At 47.5% G+C, this 21,373-nt stretch carries 18 protein-coding genes and 1 pseudogene; 15 read left to right on the top strand and 4 right to left on the bottom strand.

Annotated elements, in window-relative coordinates; all coding sequences use genetic code 11:
• The first annotated feature begins 29 nt into the window (after positions 1-29).
• Entirely contained in the window at positions 30-1,433 is a 1,404-nt protein-coding gene (locus MKX40_RS23935; RefSeq protein ID WP_339236937.1) for a polysaccharide deacetylase family protein, read from the top strand.
• 86 nt (positions 1,434-1,519) lie between these two features.
• Here MKX40_RS23935 and ilvD read toward each other — a convergent pair whose 3' ends face one another.
• The 3 genes and pseudogenes from ilvD to MKX40_RS23920 all read right to left on the bottom strand — a co-directional run bounded on the left by ilvD (position 1,520) and on the right by MKX40_RS23920 (position 4,929).
• Positions 1,520-3,205 (bottom strand): dihydroxy-acid dehydratase, encoded by a 1,686-nt coding sequence (gene ilvD / locus MKX40_RS23930; RefSeq protein ID WP_074096200.1) that lies wholly within the window; start codon positions 3,203-3,205, stop codon positions 1,520-1,522.
• A 316-nt stretch (positions 3,206-3,521) separates the two neighbouring features.
• Positions 3,522-3,764, bottom strand: a pseudogene (locus MKX40_RS23925) (general stress protein); the annotation flags it as partial.
• 124 nt (positions 3,765-3,888) lie between these two features.
• The gene (locus MKX40_RS23920; protein WP_339236934.1) at positions 3,889-4,929 is read right to left on the bottom strand and encodes a fucose 4-O-acetylase; all 1,041 of its coding nucleotides are present in this window, start codon (positions 4,927-4,929) and stop codon (positions 3,889-3,891) included.
• Positions 4,930-5,151: 222 nt separating this feature from the next.
• Here MKX40_RS23920 and MKX40_RS23915 point away from each other — a divergent pair, with 222 nt between their 5' ends.
• The 6 genes from MKX40_RS23915 to mgrA all read left to right on the top strand — a co-directional run bounded on the left by MKX40_RS23915 (position 5,152) and on the right by mgrA (position 10,662).
• On the top strand, positions 5,152-6,117 hold the full coding sequence (locus MKX40_RS23915) for a sugar kinase (RefSeq protein WP_339236932.1): 966 nt from the start codon (positions 5,152-5,154) through the stop codon (positions 6,115-6,117).
• 89 nt (positions 6,118-6,206) lie between these two features.
• Complete coding sequence (locus tag MKX40_RS23910; protein WP_017686833.1) at positions 6,207-6,872, top strand: bifunctional 2-keto-4-hydroxyglutarate aldolase/2-keto-3-deoxy-6-phosphogluconate aldolase; 666 nt, start codon at positions 6,207-6,209, stop codon at positions 6,870-6,872.
• Between the two features lie 93 nt (positions 6,873-6,965).
• Complete coding sequence (locus tag MKX40_RS23905; protein WP_339236930.1) at positions 6,966-7,730, top strand: alpha/beta fold hydrolase; 765 nt, start codon at positions 6,966-6,968, stop codon at positions 7,728-7,730.
• A gap of 67 nt (positions 7,731-7,797) precedes the next feature.
• A complete protein-coding gene (locus MKX40_RS23900) occupies positions 7,798-8,565 on the top strand; it encodes an HAD family hydrolase (protein WP_339236928.1) in 768 nt (255 codons plus the stop codon).
• A 271-nt stretch (positions 8,566-8,836) separates the two neighbouring features.
• A complete protein-coding gene (locus tag MKX40_RS23895) occupies positions 8,837-9,577 on the top strand; it encodes an NAD-dependent protein deacylase (RefSeq protein ID WP_339236926.1) in 741 nt (246 codons plus the stop codon).
• 77 nt (positions 9,578-9,654) lie between these two features.
• Positions 9,655-10,662 carry an L-glyceraldehyde 3-phosphate reductase gene (gene mgrA / locus MKX40_RS23890; RefSeq protein ID WP_339243184.1) on the top strand — a complete coding sequence of 336 codons (1,008 nt, stop codon included), beginning with the start codon at positions 9,655-9,657 and terminating at the stop codon, positions 10,660-10,662.
• An 82-nt stretch (positions 10,663-10,744) separates the two neighbouring features.
• Here the strand turns inward: mgrA and MKX40_RS23885 are convergent, their stop codons facing one another.
• Positions 10,745-11,719 carry an AraC family transcriptional regulator gene (locus tag MKX40_RS23885; protein ID WP_339236924.1) on the bottom strand — a complete coding sequence of 325 codons (975 nt, stop codon included), beginning with the start codon at positions 11,717-11,719 and terminating at the stop codon, positions 10,745-10,747.
• Positions 11,720-11,872: 153 nt separating this feature from the next.
• On the opposite strand from MKX40_RS23885, the gene MKX40_RS23880 reads away from it, so the two are divergent.
• From MKX40_RS23880 to MKX40_RS23845, 8 genes are all read left to right on the top strand, one after another.
• Positions 11,873-13,054, top strand: a complete 1,182-nt coding sequence (locus MKX40_RS23880) for a galactokinase (RefSeq protein WP_339236922.1) — start codon at positions 11,873-11,875, stop codon at positions 13,052-13,054.
• Position 13,055: 1 nt separating this feature from the next.
• Positions 13,056-14,045, top strand: a complete 990-nt coding sequence (galE, locus tag MKX40_RS23875) for a UDP-glucose 4-epimerase GalE (protein ID WP_091020409.1) — start codon at positions 13,056-13,058, stop codon at positions 14,043-14,045.
• Positions 14,046-14,059: 14 nt separating this feature from the next.
• On the top strand, positions 14,060-15,658 hold the full coding sequence (locus MKX40_RS23870) for a UDP-glucose--hexose-1-phosphate uridylyltransferase (protein WP_339236918.1): 1,599 nt from the start codon (positions 14,060-14,062) through the stop codon (positions 15,656-15,658).
• A gap of 158 nt (positions 15,659-15,816) precedes the next feature.
• Positions 15,817-16,407, top strand: coding sequence for an MSMEG_1061 family FMN-dependent PPOX-type flavoprotein (locus MKX40_RS23865; protein WP_339236916.1), 591 nt, complete (start codon positions 15,817-15,819; stop codon positions 16,405-16,407).
• 93 nt (positions 16,408-16,500) lie between these two features.
• Positions 16,501-17,664, top strand: coding sequence for an iron-containing alcohol dehydrogenase (locus MKX40_RS23860; RefSeq protein ID WP_339236914.1), 1,164 nt, complete (start codon positions 16,501-16,503; stop codon positions 17,662-17,664).
• 276 nt (positions 17,665-17,940) lie between these two features.
• On the top strand, positions 17,941-18,477 hold the full coding sequence (locus tag MKX40_RS23855) for a hypothetical protein (protein ID WP_017686844.1): 537 nt from the start codon (positions 17,941-17,943) through the stop codon (positions 18,475-18,477).
• 64 nt (positions 18,478-18,541) lie between these two features.
• Positions 18,542-20,098, top strand: coding sequence for a flotillin family protein (locus tag MKX40_RS23850; protein ID WP_339236911.1), 1,557 nt, complete (start codon positions 18,542-18,544; stop codon positions 20,096-20,098).
• 166 nt (positions 20,099-20,264) lie between these two features.
• A complete protein-coding gene (locus MKX40_RS23845; RefSeq protein WP_339236908.1) occupies positions 20,265-21,119 on the top strand; it encodes a PRD domain-containing protein in 855 nt (284 codons plus the stop codon).
• Positions 21,120-21,373: the final 254 nt, after the last annotated feature.

The raw sequence follows: 21,373 nt of genomic DNA, 5'->3' as shown, positions 1-21,373 counted from the left end.
TTCAGCAGGAGAAGTGGGGAGCTTGCAACATGACAACGATACTTCAGAGTATTCTACTGTGGTTATTGTATCTTTCATCCTTTTACGCCTTTATTCCAAGTTTGATCAGCAGGCTTTTCGGTTTTCGTGTATTTAGACGTGGGAGAAGTGATACACAATTTGCATTAACGTTTGACGATGGGCCAGATCCGCTGTATACGCCGAGATTGCTCGATCTGCTTCGTCAGCATCAAGCAAAAGCAACATTTTTTGTCGTGGGAGAACATGCCGCGAGTCATCCTGAACTCATTCAGCGCATACATGACGAAGGCCACCTTATTGGCATTCATAATTATATTCACAAAACGAACTGGCTCATGCGGCCGCGTACGGTTCGTGACCAGATTCAGCGAACAGGTCAGATTATCCATGAAGTAACCGGGGTTAAAACTTGTTTTTATCGTCCACCATGGGGCATTATGAATCTGTTTGATTTTTTCAGCAAGAAAGAACGAAAGATTGTACTGTGGTCTTCCATGTTTGAAGACTGGAGAAGCCGAGTAGGTGTCCAGCGACTGACCGAACGGATGCTGAAGGAGTTAAGAGGCGGAGAGGTCATGCTGCTGCATGATCGAGGAACGACTCTTGGTGCTGATGCACACGCGCCGGAGCATATGCTTCAGGCGCTGGAGGTCGTATTGCAGGAAGCTGAAAGGCTGGGCCTGCAAAGCGTACGTGTCGACACATTGATGGGAGGTGTTACAGTGAGCGAATCTCAGAACAAGAATCAACCACAGACAACGTTGAAGTTATGGAAGCGGATCGTTGTTGCCTTATGGCTTGGCTGGGAGAAATTGTTCCATTGGGTATATCATCTGCGGACGGCTTCGCCAGAAGATCCCATGTTACACTTTCGATCTCGTGTATATCACGGAGCACGAATGGAGATGAGCGATGGCCATGTCATCCAAAACGGAGATCCGGTCATTGAATTGCATTTTGACAATCAGAAGTTGTTCGAACTTGGGGTGACTTCGCGTTCAAGTATGCATTTGGCTATTCGTATGATCCGCACGATGGAACAGCAACTGCCGGATTTGGCACATATGGTGGCGCTCGATCCTGAGTTACGCTCTGCCAAAGCCATATACGGTGTAAGTATGATAAACAGAGGTCCTGAAAAATTTGGATTTACCATACAAGAATTGCCCCCTGGACCGTTCAGCGCTGCATCCAAAGTATACCTTAAACTGCTCTTAAGTGTGATCCATCCGGCAGGAACCAAACGCTTGAAACAGCGTACAGAACAATTGGTACCCAAGATGATTGCCATGCCGCTGGATATATTGTTGGAACGTTACGGTCAACATACGACACAGGTGGCTGCAACGCTAGAAGAATCCAGAGATGAATCGTTGTTAATTGAACAAGAGATATTGCCAGAGCGGAACTAAACGGACTAAGCTACACCAACCAGCAAAAGAAAAGGGTTGCCCTTCGCCAGATTTGGCAGAAGAGCAACCCTTTATTTATTAGTAAATTAGATACTCAGTACGCCACCATTGCTTGCATTGGTAACCAGTTTGGAATAACGAGCCAGGTAACCGGTTTTTACTTTCGGTTCAAAGCCTTTCCAACCTGCGCGACGACGTTCAAACTCTTCGTCACTGATGTGCAATTCGATGATACGGTTGTTCAGATCCAGCTCGATGATGTCTCCTTCTTCAACAAAGGCGATTGGACCACCTTCAGCTGCTTCTGGTGAGATATGTCCGATACTGATTCCGCGGGATGCCCCAGAGAAGCGTCCATCGGTGATCAGACCAACTTTGGCACCAAGCCCCATACCAACGATCTGGGAAGTAGGAGCTAACATCTCAGGCATACCTGGTCCGCCTTTTGGTCCTTCATAACGGATAACAACAACATGTCCTTCTTTTACTTTGCCGTTAGCAATGCCTTCGAGCGCTTGCTCCTGGGAGTCAAAGCAGATAGCAGGACCTTTATGGTATCCACCAACCGAAGCATCAACCGCACCAACTTTGATGATAGCGCCTTGTGGTGCAAGGTTACCAAACAATACAGCCAGGCCGCCTTTTTCGGAATGCGGGTTATCCAAGTGGTGAATGACATTGGTATCCTGGATTTCTTTTCCTTCAACGTTCTCGCGAATCGTTTTACCAGTAACCGTAATACAATCCCCATGAATCGCGCCTGGTTTCTTGAGCAATTCGTTAAGCACTGCGCTTACGCCGCCTGCATTGTGAACGTCTTCGATGTGAAGATCGGAAGCTGGTGCAAGTTTAGCAAGATGCGGAACGCGGTTAGCTACCTCATTGATGCGTTCGATTGGGTACTCGATGCCCGCTTCATGAGCCAGTGCCAGCGTGTGCAGTACTGTATTCGTAGATCCACCCATCGCCATATCCAGAGCAAACGCGTTATCGATCGCTTCTACAGTAACGATATCACGTGGTTTCAGATCCATTTTGATAAGCTCCATCAGTTGTTTGGCAGATTGTTTAACAAACTCACGACGCTCAGGAGCAACAGCCAGGATGGTTCCGTTACCTGGCATCGCCAGTCCCATCGCTTCAGCCAGACAGTTCATGGAGTTTGCTGTGAACATACCGGAGCATGATCCACAAGTTGGACAACCGAACTGTTCAAGTTCAAGCAAGCTCTTATCATCGATTTTACCTGCTTGGTAAGCACCTACGCCTTCAAATACGGAAGTCAGGGAAAGAGCTTTACCATTGCTGTCGCGACCGGCTTTCATCGGTCCACCGCTGACAAACACGGTAGGGATATTACAGCGGAGTGCACCCATCATCATGCCGGGTGTAATTTTATCGCAGTTCGGGATACATACCATGCCGTCGAACCAGTGAGCAGATACAACGGTTTCCACGGAGTCCGCGATAATGTCACGGCTTGGCAGCGAGTAACGCATACCAATGTGTCCCATGGCAATTCCGTCATCTACCCCGATGGTGTTAAATTCGAATGGAACGCCACCGGCTTCACGAATAGCATCCTTTACAATTTTACCGAATTCCTGAAGGTGGACGTGGCCGGGCACGATATCGATGTAAGAGTTACATACGGCAATAAATGGCTTGCCGAAATCCTCTTCTTTAACGCCCGCTGCGCGGAGCAAACTCCGGTGCGGTGCACGGTCAAAACCTTTTTTGATCATATCGGAACGCATCTTCTTGGCTGACATGGTGTGTTTCCCCCCAAATATATAATATTGAGCAACATGAATGGAAAAGTAAATGGCAGTGCATCTGTCGTTTAATTTCATCCGTACTCTAAAAAAAAGATCGGTTTGCCGGTGTCGAGCTCCCCGTAGTTTGTGAAATTCTTTGCTGCTTTAAACCCGTGAACACCCGGTTTTTCTATTGAGTCTATCACAACCATCGTCATATTTCTACAATCAATAGAAAGAAGCCTCAAACCATTTTCATGGAATCAGACTTCTTGATTTGCGGGAAAACTATGATCATGTTTCGATGTGGGAGCGGAAATCATTAGTTGCTTCCGCCTTTGCGTCCAATCTCACGATAGAATTCCTTATTATGGGTTTCGGAGGTTGCTTCGCCGCCCTTGCGGCCAATCTGCTTGTAAAAGTCAGTGTCATGGGCATCTGAAGTCGCTTCTCCACCTTTTTTTCCAATCATCTGATAGAAGCTTCGATCATGGTTCTTGGAGGTGGCTCTCCCACCTAATCTACCGGCTTCCTCACGGCTCATCTTGCGTTCTGACGTCGGTTGACGTGCCATTACAAATCACTCCTTACAACAATAAGTTGTTTTTTGTAGCGCGTATCCCTAAATTACCACATCATTTCCAGCCTGAAACAACCAACCAGGTTAGAATCGTTGGCGAAGAGAATCCGTCAGAGAATTAGGCCGACCGTTTAAACACCTCATGTCGATTGAAAGAAAAGCGGGATATATCCGGTTCGATCAAGGGTTTGAACGTGTGGCGAACAGCCGGCAGAGCCAATGTGACTGCGAAGAGTAAGGCGATGACAAGTATGACTGGAATATACGCCGAGCTTCCCATATAACTGTAGACTCCAGACCAGATTGCGAGACGAACGAGAAAACCATGCAGCAGGAATACATAGAGTGTGCGTTTTCCAAGGTCCGTCAGTCTGGAAGTCAAGGAGGGTACCCAGGCCAAGAATAGTGCTGCCGATCCGATTTCCAGCAAATAGATGCCAAGTCGGAAGATGCCGGCATACCATTCGTGATGGCCCAATTCGGCGTAAGTCATGCTGCCGAGTAACCATCCCGATGTAATATTTAAACCGCCATACCCGATCCATACCAACAATGCAGCGGAGAGGACGGCTGCGGTTCTTCGCCCCCAACCGGATAATAAACGAGAACGGATGGATGCCCCATAGTCATAACCGATGACAAAGAACGGCAGGAACACAAACGTACGGCTGAAGCTGAGCCAGAATCCGTCGATGGGAAAATACCCGGCAATGACACCGAGCGCAATCGATCCAATCAGCCGATATATCGGTTTCCATGAAATCGTCAGACGAAGCAACAGTCGCCAACAGAAATGACTCGCGAGAAACCATAACAGCAAATAAGGTGCAAAGAAGGATAGCCGCATATGAGGTGTGTGGAACACAGTAAAGTCCATTAATGCGTATAAGGACTGAAATAGCACATATTGCAAGGCAATCTGTTTCAGGACGTTTCGCCCCGAGGCCCCTTGAAGTGAGTGTGTCGCAAAATACCCGGTCACCCATACAAAGAGTGGCATGTGAAACGTATATATCCATAAGAACAGAGCTTCTGCTCCTGCAAAGCGTGTGATGAGTGGTTCCAGTGCATTACCGGCAAGGACACAGACGATAAGCATAAAGCGCAGATTGTAAAAGAAAGATTCCTGATCATCCTGGATCAGTGTCTGATTTTTCATGGTGTAGCCCCCTTATAGACCCCAGCTGCAAGGTCATTTGCATCTGTAATAAGGGTAATACGGATGTACATTATCTATTGTGATTTAATTCACATTAGTAAGCGTTATCTTTTCTCAAAGCTGTGACAACAAAATGAACGCTCCGGGATTGACAACGGTTGCATAGAGGATGACAATAGTAACAGAAGATGAGGAAATGTAACGATAAGGAGGGAAGAAATCATGTCAACGAGTCCCAATCCAAGCCCGGAAATTATTACGTTTGGGGAAAGTATGGGTTTGCTGACTGCCAAAGATACAAGAGGGCTGGAATATGCAGCCACACTGGACAAGTCGTTTGGGGGTGCCGAGAGCAATCTGGCTATTGGTGTATCCCGGCTCGGGCATTCCAGTGGCTGGTTTGGACGTTTGGGCAATGATCCGATCGGCAACATGATTCTGAAAGCCATTCGCGGTGAAGGTGTAGATGTATCACGTGCAAGGTTAAGTGATCACGAGCCCACTGGTTTGATGATTCGTGAGAACGCTTCCGGGAAAGCCTCGGTACATTATTATAGGAAGCTTTCGGCAGCAAGTGCGATTACACCAGATGATCTGGATCCCGCATATATTGCCGGAGCTAAGATATTGCACGTTACAGGTATTACAGCGGCCATTAGTTCGTCTGGACTTGAAACGGTAGAAGCTGCCATACATATTGCCAAACAGGCAGGTGTGAAAGTAAGCTTTGATCCAAATCTGCGTCTCAAACTGTGGTCAGCGGTTGAGGCCCGTTCGGTTTTACTGCGTCTGGCTGAACTGGCGGACTACTTTTTACCGGGTCTGGATGAGATGAAACTTCTATACAACGAAGAAAATGATCAAAAAGTACTTGAGCGTTTATCTGCCATGAATGCTGTGTGCATCGTGAAGGGTGGCCCTGATTTGACCTACGTATTGGCGAATGGTACCCTAACGGAAGTTCCGTACTTTAAGGCGGATCATGTTCTGGATACGGTAGGAGCAGGAGACGGATTCTGCGCGGGATTTTTATCAGGTCTATTAAAAGGATACTCCCCGCAGGAAGCAACTCGTCTCGGCAATTTGACCGGTTCCATGGTTATACAGGCTGTTGGCGATTGGGAGGCGCTCCCGACGTGGGGGCAGGTCGAGGCCAAGCTGAACAACGTTGCCCATGTTGAGCGCTAGTCGCTGCTGAAATCATATATGGCTCATCTTCGTTCTTCAAATGTAAGGCTTGTATACACAACCACCACATTGACAAGGGAGAGAATGAAATGAAGAAGCTTCAGCTGTTGCAAAAGATTACGGACAATGGGGTTGTGGCAGTTCTGCGTGCAGATTCTGCGGATCAGGTCATTGCCATGGCCGAGCAAGCGATTGCGGGTGGCATTAAAGTTATCGAGATTACGATGACCGTACCCAGTGCACTCAAAGCCATTGAAAAATTAAGCCGTGTATACCATTGGAACACACAAGATCCAGAGAAGTTCGCGATTATTGGTGCGGGAACGGTGTTAGAACCGCAAACGGCAAGAGCGGCCATCATGTCGGGTGCCGAGTTTGTCGTCGGTCCTTCCCTGAATCCGGATACCGTTCAGATCTGCAACCTGTATCGAATTCCGATCCTGCCTGGTGTGATGACGATTGCTGATGTTCAACGCGCCTTGGAACTTGGTGTGGACATTGTGAAGTTGTTCCCGGGTAATCTGTACGATCCATCGATTATCAAAACGATGAAAGGTCCTATGCCGCAGGCGAATTTTATGCCAACTGGCGGAGTATCCTTATCTAATCTGGGGGATTGGATCAAGGGTGGAGCAGTGGCTGTAGGGATCGGCTCCGACTTGACATCGGAAGCTGTGAAGACGGGTGACCTGAGTCATGTCCGTCGCAAAGCAGAACAATATATGGATGCTTACCGCAAGGCCAAGGCTGAATAATATTTTTTTAATCCGGAGAGGGGAGCCTGATTAACGAAGGCTCCCAATTCTGTGAGCCGCGGCACCTGCGGAAGTGAAGAAAGGTGATTAACGTTGAGAAATCGGTATAATACAGGGCGCAAGAAGAGGGGCATCGGGAAATTCCTGCTCGTACTTCTGGCGCTCATTGTTATTGGATGTGGATTTGTTGCGTGGAAATTATTCACACCATACGGTCCACAGGAAACAGCTCAAACGGCCATGGAAACAGTCAATCAGGTGACGGTGAGCGAACAAGAGAACTGGATTGATTTTGCGCCAGACAAACCGGCGGGTAAGAGTGTTCTTTTCTACCCCGGCGGACTGGTAAAACCGGAAAGTTATGCACCACTTGCCCATGAGCTGGCTGCTGCCGGTCATCACACGATTATTGCCAAGATGCCAGTTAATCTGGCAGTGCTCAAGCCAAACCTGGCAGATGAGATTCTGGCCGCATATCCAGATGAACAATTCGTCATGGGTGGGCATTCTCTTGGTGGGTCCATGGCTGCACGTTATGTAGCATCGCATCCTGATGCACTACAGGGCATCTTCTTCCTGGCATCTTACCCGGATGAAAAAGGAAGCGTAAAGTCACTCGGAATACCTGCTTTATCTATTCTGGGTACCAAAGATGAGGTCGTGAATGCTACGAAGTATCAGAGTGGACGGATGTATCTTCCGGAAGATACAGTATATTACACCATTGAAGGTGGAAACCACGCCCAGTTTGGTGATTATGGTCATCAAAAAGGGGATGGCAAGCCGGAAGTGAGTGGAGAAGAACAGCTGAATCAGACCGTCAAGACAGTCCTGGGTTGGTTAAGTACCATTAAGTGATCTAGATTAATCTGTCTGTATTAAGGACTGTATGCATTTATAGCATAACTTGATGGAGGTGATACGGATGGCCATGCTTCAAGTGAATGGAGCGCAGATCCCATGTAAAGGTATCCTGTTCGATAAAGATGGAACACTGCTGGAATTCCTCCAGTTATGGGGGCCGTGGGCAGAGACGTTACTGAATCAGTTACAATCACGTATGAACGAACTTGGTGCTTCATTTACGGTTGAACTGGAGCACGTTCTGGGCACCACCCATAATGCAGAGGGGCATATTGTCGGTTATGATCCGCAAGGTCCCCTCGCGATTGCAACTGTGGATGAGTGCACGGGATTGCTTGCCGGGCAGCTATATGCAGCAGGCATGCCATGGAATGAAGCGATCACAACGATACGGCAATTCTCAAGTGTAGCCATGAGATCGGTACGAGAGCGCAAATCGGCTGAACCGATGCCAGGATTGCTGGATTTCTTGCAGAGTTGCCAGGCAGCGGACATACCTCTGGCGGTTGTTACTTCAGACAGTACAGCTGCAGCAGAGACACATCTGGATTGGATGGGAATCCGCTCCTTTTTTACATCCATTGTAGGCTGTGATCGGGTGACCCAGGGCAAACCGGATGGAGAAGCAGCACTTTTGGCTTGCCGGGAATTACATATCGATCCTGCGATGGCCGTTGTCATTGGAGACAGTAATGGGGATATGCAGATGGGACGGCATGCAGAGGTATTCTATACGCTGGGTTACTGTCCGCAGTTAGATCAAGGATCACACCTGGTTGATGCCCATGCCATTATTCGCCATTATAGTGAGCTAAGTGTGATTATATAAGTCACCATTTAACTGCTTGAACGATATGAATTGATTTAAACATTTACACGAAGCGGAGAAGGCAGAAATAACCTGAAGAAGTGGAACGTTCGTCTAAAAGCTTTTTAAAAGAAAGCTAATCGGAAGCATATGCTATCCACGGATTTACCCTTCATAGAAGGAATCAAAAAATCTGGGGATAACAGCGATCGGAAGGTTGTTCTGTCATCGGAGTGGTCAGTGTAAATATTCTTTAGTTCAATTTATATTGTATATAAAAGGAGGAGAGAGGATGAACGCAACAGAACAACTGGCTGCCTGGATTCAGGAAAGCTCCCGTATTGTTTTTTTCGGAGGGGCCGGGACTTCAACGGAAAGCGGGATTCCCGACTTCCGTTCGGCTGCGGGTCTGTATCAGACGGAACAGCATTCCCCTTATCCACCGGAAGAGTTGTTAAGCCGGCATTTTTTTGATCAGCATGCCAATATTTTTTATGATTTTTATCGAGGCAAAATGCTTCATCCAGATGCGGAGCCTAATGGGTGCCATCGACTGTTAGCCCGTCTGGAGCAGGAGGGAAAACTTGAGGCAGTGATCACGCAAAATATCGATGGATTGCATCAGAAGGCAGGCAGCAGCAATGTCCTGGAGCTACACGGCTCAATTCATCGTAATGCCTGTATGGATTGCAAGCAGTTTTATGCACTGAATGATATTATACAATCCCAAGATATCGTACCTCGCTGTACCGCATGCGGTGGTGTGATCAAGCCGGATGTGGTGCTGTACGAGGAGGAGCTGGATCAGACAACATTGTATCGCTCTATTGATGCATTGTCTTCCGCAGACCTGTTACTCGTGGGCGGCACGTCACTAACGGTATATCCAGCAGCCCAGTTAATTACGTATTTTCAGGGAAAACATACCGTTCTGCTCAATGCTACACCTACCGCTTACGACAGCAGGGCGGATTTGCTGATTACAGAGCCGATTGGTGAGGTAATGAATGATGTGGACCAGCTTCTTGGTTAAACGTATGGACTGAATAACCGCATTCTCCGGTGTTGACCGGATCAGGAGGCGGAACCTGGGGAAAGAAGGGATTCATGATGGTCTACGTAGCAAGCGATACTCGCTATGAAACGATGAAATACAACCGCGTTGGACGTTCAGGGTTGAAACTGCCAGCGATTTCACTGGGACTGTGGCATAATTTTGGCGGTATCAATAACGCTGAGAATGGACGAAATATGATCACCCGATCATTTGATCTGGGTATTACCCATTTTGACCTTGCCAACAATTATGGTCCACCGGCAGGTTCGGCAGAACAGTTGTTTGGACAGGTGCTTGCCCAGGATCTGAAACCTTATCGGGATGAACTGGTGATCTCCACCAAAGCAGGATATTATATGTGGCCCGGCCCGTATGGCGAGTGGGGCTCACGCAAAAACCTGGTATCCAGTCTGAATCAGAGCTTGAAGCGTATGGGCCTGGATTACGTGGATATTTTCTATTCCCACCGTTATGATCCCGAAACGCCTTTGGAAGAAACGATGATGGCACTGGATCATATTGTTCGCTCGGGTAAAGCCCTCTATGTAGGAATCTCCAACTATCCCGCAGACCAGACGAGAGAGGCCGCTGAGATTCTCAAAAGTTTGGGTACGCCGCTGTTGATCCATCAACCAAAGTACTCGATGCTGGATCGCTGGATTGAAGATGGTTTGCAGGACGTGCTGGATGAATATGGAACAGGCAGTATTGCATTCTGTCCACTGGCACAAGGTGTACTTACGAACAAATACTTGAATGGTATCCCGGAAGACTCACGTGCCAAAGGACCGTCGGTATTCCTGAATGAGAGCAATATCTCTCCGGAGACGCTCCGCAAAGTGCGTGCGCTCAACCAGATTGCAGCAGCCCGTGGTCAGAGCTTGGCCCAATTTGCACTTTCATGGGTTCTACGTAATGGCAGGGTAACATCTGCGCTGATTGGCGCAAGCCGTCCTTCCCAGATTGAAGAGAATGTGGCTGCACTCAGCCAATTGGATTTCTCTACAGAGGAATTGGAACGGATTGAGTCCATTCTGTCACCCAAGTCTGATGACAAATAATTAACGTGCAAAAGGTGCATCTTAGCCATAATGGCGGAATGCACCTTTTTTGTCGTATATGATTCTTGGTCCATTATGTTGATCACCGTTTGTTAGGTTGAGCATTCTTCTGTAACCCCTGATGTCGTGGACGCGAGAGGATTTTCTCTCGATACAAGCTGGGCGCTTCACCGTGGAATCGTTTGAACTGTTTGGAGAAATACAGCGCGTCTGGCAGTCCGACCGATGCAGATACCTGTTCGATGGACAGATCCGGGCGTTCTCTTAGGAGTTGGCGCGACTTGTCGATCCGCAGTTTTAGCAGATAAGTGACTGGCGAAAGTCCGGTTTCCTGTTTGAAAATACGGGAAAGATACGCACGATTATACCCGAGACTCGCAGACATTTGTTCAATGGAGACAGGATAGGCATACTGGGTGGACATATATTGAATCATTTGTTTCACCGTACGTCGGATGGAGGATTCACCTGGAATTAAGGTTTGACCCTGCGAAAGGTGATTCTGTGCTTCGGCTAGAATCATATATAACGTACCCAGTGATGTGAAATGGGAGCTTTCTTTGCGCTCGGCAAAAGCATCCTGCATCACGGATAACCAATCGGATATTCCACAGGAAGGTCCGGCATGAAAAACGGACTTCTCCGGGCGGAATCCTGCCTCCTCGGCATGCTGGGCAGCCTGGCTGCCGGTAAAGGCGATCCAGCGGTATTGCCATGGGTTACGGGCATGTGACTGGTAGCTCACCAGCTGCCCGGGGTGAATGAGGAAACAATCACCTGCGGATAATTCGTAGGTGTGCAGTTCGGTACGGAACGTACCCGCCCCTTTTTCTACATAATGCAGCAGATAATAATCAAACAATTTAGGGCCGAGGGCGTGACCCGGAAGGGTCTGACTTGCTCCGGCAAACAGGACATGCAGTGCGCCTTGCTCATAATAGACTGGATTGGAGGCAACCGAATAACTGAGTGCTCCACTTTTACCGGAAGGTGATTCCTGTATTCTTTCTATTGAAGATGCAAGCGGGTCTTTCTTGGCGTTGGATTGATCTGCCATAGTTGTTTCCTTCTTTCCGGGATGCTCTGATCATTATACGCTTTAAGGTCACATTTATCCATATGAAACACACATGGTTGCATTACATGAGGTACCGCTTTCTTATATAATAACATTAAGAAAACCACAACAACGAGGCGAGGTGCAGAAGCAGTGAACGTAACTGAATTGAAACAAAAGTTTATTGAGAAGTACGGAGAGAGTGGAGCGGACATCCGTGTATTTCATGCCCCTGGTCGTGTGAATCTGATCGGTGAGCACATTGACTATAATGGTGGATACGTGCTTCCGGCAGCACTTGAATTTGGAACAACATTAATAATCCGTGAGCGTCAGGACAACAAGTTGCAACTGGCTTCCACGAACATGTCTTATGAAGGAGCACTGGATACTTCCACTATTGGTAAGGAGAAAACGGGTGAATGGACCGACTATCCTGTTGGTGTCATGGTGGAATTACAAGGCAAAGGCGTGAATGTAACGAAAGGGTACGACTTCCTGTACCACGGGGAGATTCCGAACGGGGCAGGACTTTCATCATCTGCATCTCTGGAGGTACTTACCGGATTCGCGATTCAGTCTCTGGAGGGCGTGTCGGATATTGATACGGTTCAACTGGCACTTCTGTCCCAGAAAGCCGAAAATGAGTTCGTAGGCGTCAACTGTGGAATCATGGATCAGTTCGCAGTTGCAAATGGTGCGCAGGATCACGCGATTCTGCTGATGTGTGACACACTGGAGTACGAAAAGGTTCCTTTCCGTACAGGCTCTTACAAATTGGTCATCGGGAACACAAACAAACGCCGCGGGCTGGTGGATTCGGCGTACAATGAACGTCGCTCCCAATGCGAGCAGGCACTTGCCATCTTGAAGGAACAGCTGCCTGCACTGAATTACCTGGCTCAATTGACGCCAGAGCAGTTCGTAACACTACAGGATCAGATCAAGGATGAGAAAGTTAGACAGCGTGCACAACATGTTGTGGAAGAGAACGCGCGTGTGCTCGCATCAGTCGAAGCATTGCAGCGTAATGATCTGGAAACCTTCGGCCAATTGATGAACGCTTCTCATGAATCGCTTCGCGACTTGTACGAAGTAAGCTGTGATGAGCTGGATGTTATGGTTGAAGAAGCTCAGCGTATTCCTGGCACACTTGGTGCCCGAATGACTGGCGCAGGATTTGGCGGTTGCACCGTATCGCTGGTGCATGAAAATGTTGTCGAGCGTTTTGTAAGCGAAGTGGGCGCTGCATATGAAGCACGTACCACTCTCAAAGGTGATTTTTATGTATGCGGCGTAGGTGACGGTGTTAAAGAATTGAAGGAGGCGAAGTAAAATGGCAATTTTGGTGACAGGTGGAGCAGGGTATATTGGATCTCATACGGTAGCGGCTTTGTTGGAACGTGGAGAAGAGGTTGTCGTACTGGATAACTTGCAGACAGGGCATCGTGAGGCGCTGCTGGGCGGTAAATTGTATGAAGGAGATCTTCGTGACAAAGAAATTCTGGCGAAGCTATTCGCTGAAAATTCAATTGATGCGGTTATTCACTTCGCAGCCAACTCACTCGTAGGCGAAAGTATGAAAGACCCGGTTAAATATTATGACAACAACGTGTTTGGTACACTGTGTCTGTTGGAAGCGATGAATGCAGCAAATGTACGTCGCATCGTCTTCTCTTCCACGGCAGCGACCTACGGTGAGCCTGAGAAAGTGCCAATCGAAGAAAGCGATCGTACAGAGCCGACCAACGTATATGGTGAAACGAAACTGATGATGGAACGCATGATGTCATGGTTCGATAAAGTTCAGGATATCAAGTACGTTTCCCTGCGTTACTTCAATGCAGCCGGTGCGCATGAGAGCGGCAAAATTGGTGAAGATCACCAGCCAGAGAGTCACCTGATCCCCCTCGTACTGCAAACGGCTTTGAAACAACGCTCGCATATCGCAGTATTTGGTGACGACTATGCAACCGAAGATGGAACATGTATCCGTGACTACATCCACGTGAGCGACTTGGCTGATGCACATCTGCGTGCAGTGGATTACCTGCGTAAAGGTGAGAACAGTAACGTGTTTAACCTGGGTAACGGCACAGGATTCTCGGTAAAACAAGTGATCGAAACAGCTAAAAAAGTGACCGGCCTCGATATCCCGGTGGTACAGGAACCACGTCGTGCGGGTGACCCGGCAGTGCTAGTAGCTTCATCTGCAAAAGCGAGATCCGTTCTGGGCTGGAATCCAAAATGGACCAATCTGGAAGATGTCATTCAAAGCGCTTGGAGCTGGCACCAATCACGTCCTGACGGCTACGGAAAAAACTAGGAGGCGAACACCTTATGTCACAGACTCATATTGCAGCAGGTGCCACAGAGCGGACACCGGAGCAGCAGGAAGCACTGCATGCCATTGAACGTCTGGTTGCATTTGCCTTGCAGAAACAATTAATTGAGGAAGCGGATTGGGATTACAGCCGCAACCTCTTGCTGGAACAATTCGGATTCTCGGAGCCTTATGCCGGCGAGTTGGACACAACAGTGCCCGATGGTCCACAGGCGATGCTGGATACGTTGATCGATTATGGATTTACCATTGGACTCATTCCTGAAAATAGCGATACGTTCCGTGATTTGCTGGATGCCAAAATCATGGGTCATTTGATGGCACGCCCATCGGAAGTGGTACGCGCATTCCGCCACACCGAGCAGACGGAAGGCATTGAGGCGGCGACATCTCAATTTTATGACTTGTCGATTAACTCCAACTACATTCGGATGGATCGCATCTCGAAGAACGTCTATTGGACGCAGGATACGGCTTATGGGGAGATGGAGATTACCATTAACCTCTCAAAGCCGGAGAAAAGCCCGAAGGAAATTGCCATGGCGAAATTGCTTCCGCCACCGGTATATCCAAAATGCCAACTGTGTCGTGAAAATGTAGGCTATGCGGGTCGAGTAAATCACCCAGCCCGTCAGAATTTGAGAGTCATTCCGCTGGAGCTTAACAACGAGCCTTGGTTGTTCCAGTACTCGCCATATGTGTACTACAACGAGCACTGTATCATTTTCCATCATGACCATGTGCCGATGAAACTGACCAAAGATACGCTGCGCAGGCTGCTTGCTTTTGTTGGGGAGTACCCGCATTACTTTATCGGGTCTAATGCAGATCTACCGATCGTTGGCGGTTCTATCCTGACACATGACCATTTCCAGGGCGGACGTCATACGTTTGCCATTCAAAATGCACAGCCAGAGGCAGTCTTCCGCCATGCGGATGCACCTGGACTTACTTTGAGTCTTGTGAAATGGCCAATGTCCGTCATGCGTCTGGCTTCACACGATCCTGCAGAGCTGCTTGAAGCCGGTAACGCTGTATATGAAGCGTGGAAGGTTTACAGTGATTCGGCTGTGGATATCGAAGCATTCAGTGAAGTAGACGGTGAACAGGTACCACACAATACGGTAACACCAATCGTTCGCCGCAGTGCAGACGGTGGCTACGAGATGGATCTCGTCTTGCGTAACAATCGCACAAATGATGTGCATCCTGAAGGGATTTTCCATCCTCACCGTGAAATGCACCATCTGAAGAAAGAAAACATTGGTCTGATCGAAGTGATGGGACTTGCCATCCTGCCGGGCCGTTTGAAGGAAGAGCTGGACAGTATCGCGGATATTCTCGCTGGAGATGCCAAACTTGCTGAAGCAGCCAAAGCTTCTGATCATGTGTTGAACAAACATCTGGGCTGGGCCGAAGAGTTGGTTGAACGATTTGGGCCTAACCTGGACAAAGAACAAGCCATTTCCATCGTACAGCAGGAAGTCGGCTTGAAATTTGCCGAGATTCTCGAACATGCAGGTGTCTACAAATATGATGAAGCAGGACGCCAGGCTTTCCGTCGTTTTGTAAGCAGCATGGGATACACGGAATAGGAATCAACATAATTAACATAACCCAAGAACACCCGCCCAATCATGAGCGGGTGTTCTTGTCTTTCTTGATATTTGTGTGCATTGGAATGAACTTCCGAGCCAGTTATAATGGAGTGAAGTCCTAGAGTACCACAATGAATTGAGGAAATGGGGTTAATATGTTGGAAAAGCAGGCATTGGATATTACGTTGATTACAGATGCTGAGGAACTGCAAGGCATGGTGGGTGAACCGCATGAACATGTGCGTAATAAGGCAATTTCATTTGTGGATTCACATGTTCAGAATTTTTTATCCATGTCACCATTATTTTTCCTCTCCACGTCCGATCATAATGGTAAAAGTGATGTATCTCCACGGGGCGATGGAGCAGGATTCGTAAAAGTGTATGATACATATCGACTCGTTTATCCAGAACGCCCAGGCAATCGAAGGATAGACTCCTTGTTGAACATTCTGTCTGACCCAGGTATCGGTATGCTCTTTCTGATTCCGGGAATGAATGAAGTGCTGCGTATCAATGGTACAGCTTCCATCACCAAGGATGAAGAATTCATTGCGAGCATGGGATGGAGTGGTAAAACCATAGGTGCAGCTGTCATTGTGGATGTGGAAGAGTGCTTTATTCATTGTCCGCGAGCATTCAAACAGGCTGGGTTATGGGCCCATGAAACATGGGTGGACGCTGAGGATTTGCCTTCAACGAGCGAGATGTTTAGAGCACATTTGGAGATTAACGGATTGTTATAAAGTGAGTGGCTATCGATTTGTTTTTCTATAAACGGGGTACTATAATTGGAGTTGCACAAAAAATTCTAAACTCCATTGGAGGCGACAATAGATATGAGATCATTCCAATTCTATAATCCAACCCGTTTGATATTCGGTAAAGGACAACTGGAAGCATTAAAGACAGAAGTGCCGAAATACGGTAAACGGGTTCTGCTTGTATATGGTGGCGGCAGTATCAAACGCAGTGGGCTGTACGATCAAGTGATCGGATTGCTTAAGGAAGCTGGAGCAGAAGTGACTGAACTGGCAGGCGTTGAACCTAACCCACGGCTTTCTACAGTGCATAAAGGGGTAGACCTTTGCAAAACGAATAACATTGACCTGATTCTCGCTGTAGGTGGCGGTAGTGTACTGGACTGCTCCAAAGCGATTGCTGTAGGTGCTAAATATGATGGCGACATGTGGGATTTTGCTCAGCGCAAAGCCGTTGCACAAGACGCTCTTCCGCTTGGTACCGTATTAACGATGGCAGCAACGGGTTCAGAGATGAACTCCGGTTCGGTTATTACGAATCAGGATACACAAGAAAAGTTGGGCTGGGGTAGTGCATACTCATTCCCTGCATTCTCCATCCTGGATCCGGTGAATACATACACTGTTCCACTGGACCAAACGGTATATGGTATGGTGGATATGATGTCCCACGTATTGGAGCATTACTTCCATCTGGATGCCAACACACCGGTTCAACTCGGTTTCTGTGAAACGATTCTGCGTACGGTAATGGAAGCAGCACCTCGTCTGGTTGAGGATCTGGAGAACTATGAACTGCGCGAAACGATTCTGTATTGCGGAACGATGGCATTGAATGGTGTGCTGAATATGGGTCTCGCAGGAGACTGGGCAACACATAATATCGAACACGCGGTATCCGCAGTGTATGATATCCCGCATGGTGGCGGACTGGCGATCTTGTTCCCGCACTGGATGAAACATAACCTGGATGTCAATGTGGATCGATTCAAACGTCTGGCAATTAATGTATTCGAAGTGAATCCTGAAGGCAAGTCGGACAGACAGATTGCCGAAGAAGGTATTGATGCGCTGAGCCAATTCTGGACATCCATCGGTGCCCCTAACCGTTTGGCTGATTACGATATCGATGATAGCCAGATCGATGTTATGGCTGATAAAGCTATGTTGTTTGGTCCATTCGGTAACTTCAAGAAACTGCAACGGGAAGATGTTGTATCCATCTACAAGGCTTCTCTGTAATTCTATAATCACATACAAGTGAACGGACACATCCTGTTGTCCAAAAACCGCAAGTCTCCTTTATGGGGGCTTGCGGTTTTTCTATGTGTTGGATGCGTACGCGAATGATGGAGGATCTTGAAGCATGAAGTAAAGAATGTCGTGATAATACCCATTATCGGCTCCAGAATACAATTGAGGAAAGATTTTGAAACATTTTGATGTTAGCTACGTATTTATTTACATGTGGAATGCCCAGTTAGGATGAATTTGCGGCAGAGAGAGGAGGAACAGGGGATGGAGACGATCTATTGGGGGTGTCTGATCGGAGGGGCCATATTTGCGGTTGTCAGCCTGGTGCTGGGTGACTTGATTGACGGCTTGCTGGACGGGGCTTTTGAGATGCCAGGTCTTGATTTTTTTAAACCCGTTGTGTTAGCTGGTTCCATTACAACCTTCGGTGGGGCAGGCATTATGCTGACACGTTACAGTTCATTAAGTGCGATGTCGGGTCTAATATTATCCCTGCTTATAGGTATTGCTGCAGCCATGCTGGTATTCTTCGCATATATCAAACCGATGCGTAACAGCGATGTCTCGATTGCATTTTCAATGAAAGAGTTATCTGGGAAAATTGGGGAAATTACCATTCCGGTGCCGGAAAAAGGTTTTGGTGAAGTCATGATCCGCTTTGCATCCGGCAGTACGATTCAAACGGCATCCAGTTTTGAACACCTCCCCATTGCGGCGGGAGCCCGTGTTGTTGTTGTGGATGTTGTAGATGGCGTACTGCGTGTGTCGGAATGGGATGAAAATGTACTTAAAGATTTATAAAGTATTCTTGTCACCTAAGTAGTTTTAAGCACTCATCATGAATGAATAAGGGGAGAGATGTGGAATGGAAAGTTTGAATTTGAATTGGGATGTATTGTTGATTCCTATAGTTGTGGTTGCTGTAATACTGATTCTGGGCTTGGCTTTCTGGGCGAGATACAAAACGGTTGGACCGGATGAAGCGATGATCGTTACGGGATCATTTCTGGGTAGCAAAAACATCTCCGATGATGATTCTGGCCGAAAAATTAAAATTGTTCGTGGTGGCGGTGCATTTATCCTGCCCGTGTTCCAGCAATCGGAGTTCATCTCTTTGTTGTCCCACAAACTGGATGTCTCTACACCTGAAGTGTACACAGAGCAAGGGGTTCCGGTTATTGCTGACGGTGTAGCTATTATCAAGGTTGGAGGCGCTGTAGAAGACGTTGCTACGGCAGCTGAGCAATTCATCGGTAAACCTGTAGAAGCGCTGAGAAGCGAAGCACAGGAGGTACTGGAGGGGCATTTGCGGGCCATCCTCGGTACAATGACGGTAGAAGAAGTATATCGGAACCGGGATCGGTTTGCGCAAGAGGTTCAAGGCGTAGCCGCTAGAGATCTGAAGAAAATGGGACTGCAAATTGTTTCATTTACCATCAAGGATGTACGTGATAAACAGGGCTACCTAGATGCCCTCGGTAAACCGAGAATTGCTGCTGTGAAGCGTGATGCAGAAATTGCCGAAGCGGAAGCGATGCGTGATGCACGTATTCAAAAGGCCAATGCAGAAGAGCAGGGTCAAAAAGCAGAGTTGCTGCGTGATACCAATATCGCCGAGGCAGCCAAAGAGAAGGAACTGAAAGTAGCCACATTTAAGCGGGATCAGGATACAGCCAAAGCGGAAGCTGATCAGGCATACCATATCCATGAAGCACGTGCTAGACAAACCGTAGTGGAAGAAGAAATGAAAGTTGAACTCGTTCGTAAAGAACGTGAGATCGATCTCCAGGAAAAAGAAATTGTCGTACGTGAGAAGCAATATGATGCTGAAGTGAAGAAAAAGGCAGAAGCGGATCGTTATGCGGTGGAGCAGGCTGCCGAGGCGGATAAAGCCAAAAGAATGCGGGAAGCCGATGCTGTGCAGTATTCCATTGAAACACATGCCAAAGCAACAGCTGAACAGAAGCGACTCGAAGGTCAGGCCATGGCGGATGCAGAACTTGCCAAAGGTACAGCGGATGCAGAAGTTATTCGTTTGCGTGGTCTTGCAGAAGCCGAAGCGAAGGAAAAACTGGCCGAGGCGTTCCAGAAGTTTGGCGAAGCGGCTGTACTCGATATCATTGTCAAAATGCTGCCTGAACTGGCTGGCAAAATTGCAGAGCCAATTGCATCTATTGATAAACTGACGGTGGTAGATACAGGTAAAGGTGAAGGTGCAGCGCGAGTGAGTAACTATGTTACCGAACTTATGGCGACGGCTCCAGAGATGCTGAAGAGTGTATCCGGCATCGATGTAGAGCAGCTGATTAAAGGCCTTACCAAGTCCAAAACACCTGCTCCAGTTGCCATTCAACAGAGCGAGGCTGTTACAACTCCTTCTATTATCGACAAAATTGTGGAGAGAGCTGGGGTTGACGAGTAAGAAGTACTTCGAATCTTGCATGGTTGCTCTATTGACCTTAAGGCGAATTTTTGTTACTTTTTAAGCGAGACGTCCGGCGCGGATTGCCCGCTCCGGGTGTCTTTTCGTTCGTAACAGGGTGTGACTTAATCGCACCTAAGATGGTGTGAAAAAAGAGGTGCAAACAATGAGCAGCCTGCATGTAGATAAAGCGCTAAATAATAATGTAATCATTGCACAGCATCCTGAACACGGGGAAGTCGTTGTTATTGGAAAAGGCATTGGCTTTAACCGAAAACCAAGTGATCACATTCCATTGATGGCTGTGGAAAAAATGTTTATTCTGAAAAACCAGCAGGAGCAAGAGCAGTACAAACAGCTTCTTCCACAGGTGGATGAAGCGCTGATCGAGATTATTAACGAAGTTATTACGTATATTGCAGAGCGTACAGATGTTCCTCTGAATGAACATATCCATATTGCATTAACCGATCACATTTCTTTCGCGTTAAAACGCAAAGAGCAGGGTATTGTCATACAAAATCCATTTTTATATGAGACTCGCGAGATTTATCCGGAAGAATATCGAATGGCAGATTACGCGGTTCGTCTGATCAAAGAGAGAATGGGTGTAGATCTCGGGATGGACGAGATTGGTTTTGTTGCGCTCCATATCTATAGTGCAATGACCAATCAAAATATATCCCAAGTACGTGAACATTCACAATTGATCACGGATTTGGTGAACCTGGTGTCCAATCAACTCGAGTATTCGTTTGAAACGGAATCGCTTGATTACTCTCGTTTGCTGACTCATCTTCGTTTCGCCCTTGAGCGTGTTCGTCGTGGCGACAAAGTGGAAGAGCTTCATAAGTTGGATTCCCTGCTGAAGTTGGAGTATCCTGAAATGTACTCGCTTGCATGGAAACTGACCAAAGTGATGGAGAAAAGATTGAATCTGCCTGTTTATCCTGCGGAGGTAGGCTATCTGACCATTCACCTGCAACGGCTGAATCAACGGAAGGAAGAAGAGAATAAGTGAGATCATTCCAGTGATAGAATGCGGAATTTATTTTTTTGGTGTAAAGGCTTGCAATAGATTAGAACTGGTGCTACAATGATTTCCGTAATCAAGCAACTGAATAAACATAAGCGACGTGTTACTGACTCGATCAGGCATGAGTTAATTTGAGTGTGATTGTTCTTACCTTATACAGGGTATGCTATACCCGAAGGTTGGCACAGTTCACTTTATTAATTCATGCCTTTTTTTGTGTTTCCTTGCTTGCATCACGA

The organism is Paenibacillus sp. FSL R5-0517, from assembly GCF_037974355.1.
Classification (GTDB): domain Bacteria; phylum Bacillota; class Bacilli; order Paenibacillales; family Paenibacillaceae; genus Paenibacillus.
The sequence above is the reverse complement of the archived record's forward strand: the minus strand, read 5'-3'. Positions and strand labels throughout refer to the sequence as shown.

Bases quoted from the DNA above. Each gene is read 5' to 3' on its own strand.
- ilvD (WP_074096200.1), bottom strand. From the start codon at position 3,205: ATGTCAGCCAAGAAGATGCGTTCCGATATGATCAAAAAAGGTTTTGAC.
- MKX40_RS23865 (WP_339236916.1), top strand. From the start codon at position 15,817: ATGTTGGAAAAGCAGGCATTGGATATTACGTTGATTACAGATGCTGAG.
- MKX40_RS23860 (WP_339236914.1), top strand. From the start codon at position 16,501: ATGAGATCATTCCAATTCTATAATCCAACCCGTTTGATATTCGGTAAA.
- MKX40_RS23900 (WP_339236928.1), top strand. From the start codon at position 7,798: ATGGCCATGCTTCAAGTGAATGGAGCGCAGATCCCATGTAAAGGTATC.
- MKX40_RS23845 (WP_339236908.1), top strand. From the start codon at position 20,265: ATGAGCAGCCTGCATGTAGATAAAGCGCTAAATAATAATGTAATCATT.
- MKX40_RS23885 (WP_339236924.1), bottom strand. From the start codon at position 11,719: ATGGCAGATCAATCCAACGCCAAGAAAGACCCGCTTGCATCTTCAATA.
- MKX40_RS23855 (WP_017686844.1), top strand. From the start codon at position 17,941: ATGGAGACGATCTATTGGGGGTGTCTGATCGGAGGGGCCATATTTGCG.
- MKX40_RS23910 (WP_017686833.1), top strand. From the start codon at position 6,207: ATGAAGAAGCTTCAGCTGTTGCAAAAGATTACGGACAATGGGGTTGTG.
- mgrA (WP_339243184.1), top strand. From the start codon at position 9,655: ATGGTCTACGTAGCAAGCGATACTCGCTATGAAACGATGAAATACAAC.
- MKX40_RS23895 (WP_339236926.1), top strand. From the start codon at position 8,837: ATGAACGCAACAGAACAACTGGCTGCCTGGATTCAGGAAAGCTCCCGT.
- MKX40_RS23870 (WP_339236918.1), top strand. From the start codon at position 14,060: ATGTCACAGACTCATATTGCAGCAGGTGCCACAGAGCGGACACCGGAG.
- MKX40_RS23935 (WP_339236937.1), top strand. From the start codon at position 30: ATGACAACGATACTTCAGAGTATTCTACTGTGGTTATTGTATCTTTCA.
- MKX40_RS23915 (WP_339236932.1), top strand. From the start codon at position 5,152: ATGTCAACGAGTCCCAATCCAAGCCCGGAAATTATTACGTTTGGGGAA.
- MKX40_RS23920 (WP_339236934.1), bottom strand. From the start codon at position 4,929: ATGAAAAATCAGACACTGATCCAGGATGATCAGGAATCTTTCTTTTAC.
- galE (WP_091020409.1), top strand. From the start codon at position 13,056: ATGGCAATTTTGGTGACAGGTGGAGCAGGGTATATTGGATCTCATACG.
- MKX40_RS23850 (WP_339236911.1), top strand. From the start codon at position 18,542: ATGGAAAGTTTGAATTTGAATTGGGATGTATTGTTGATTCCTATAGTT.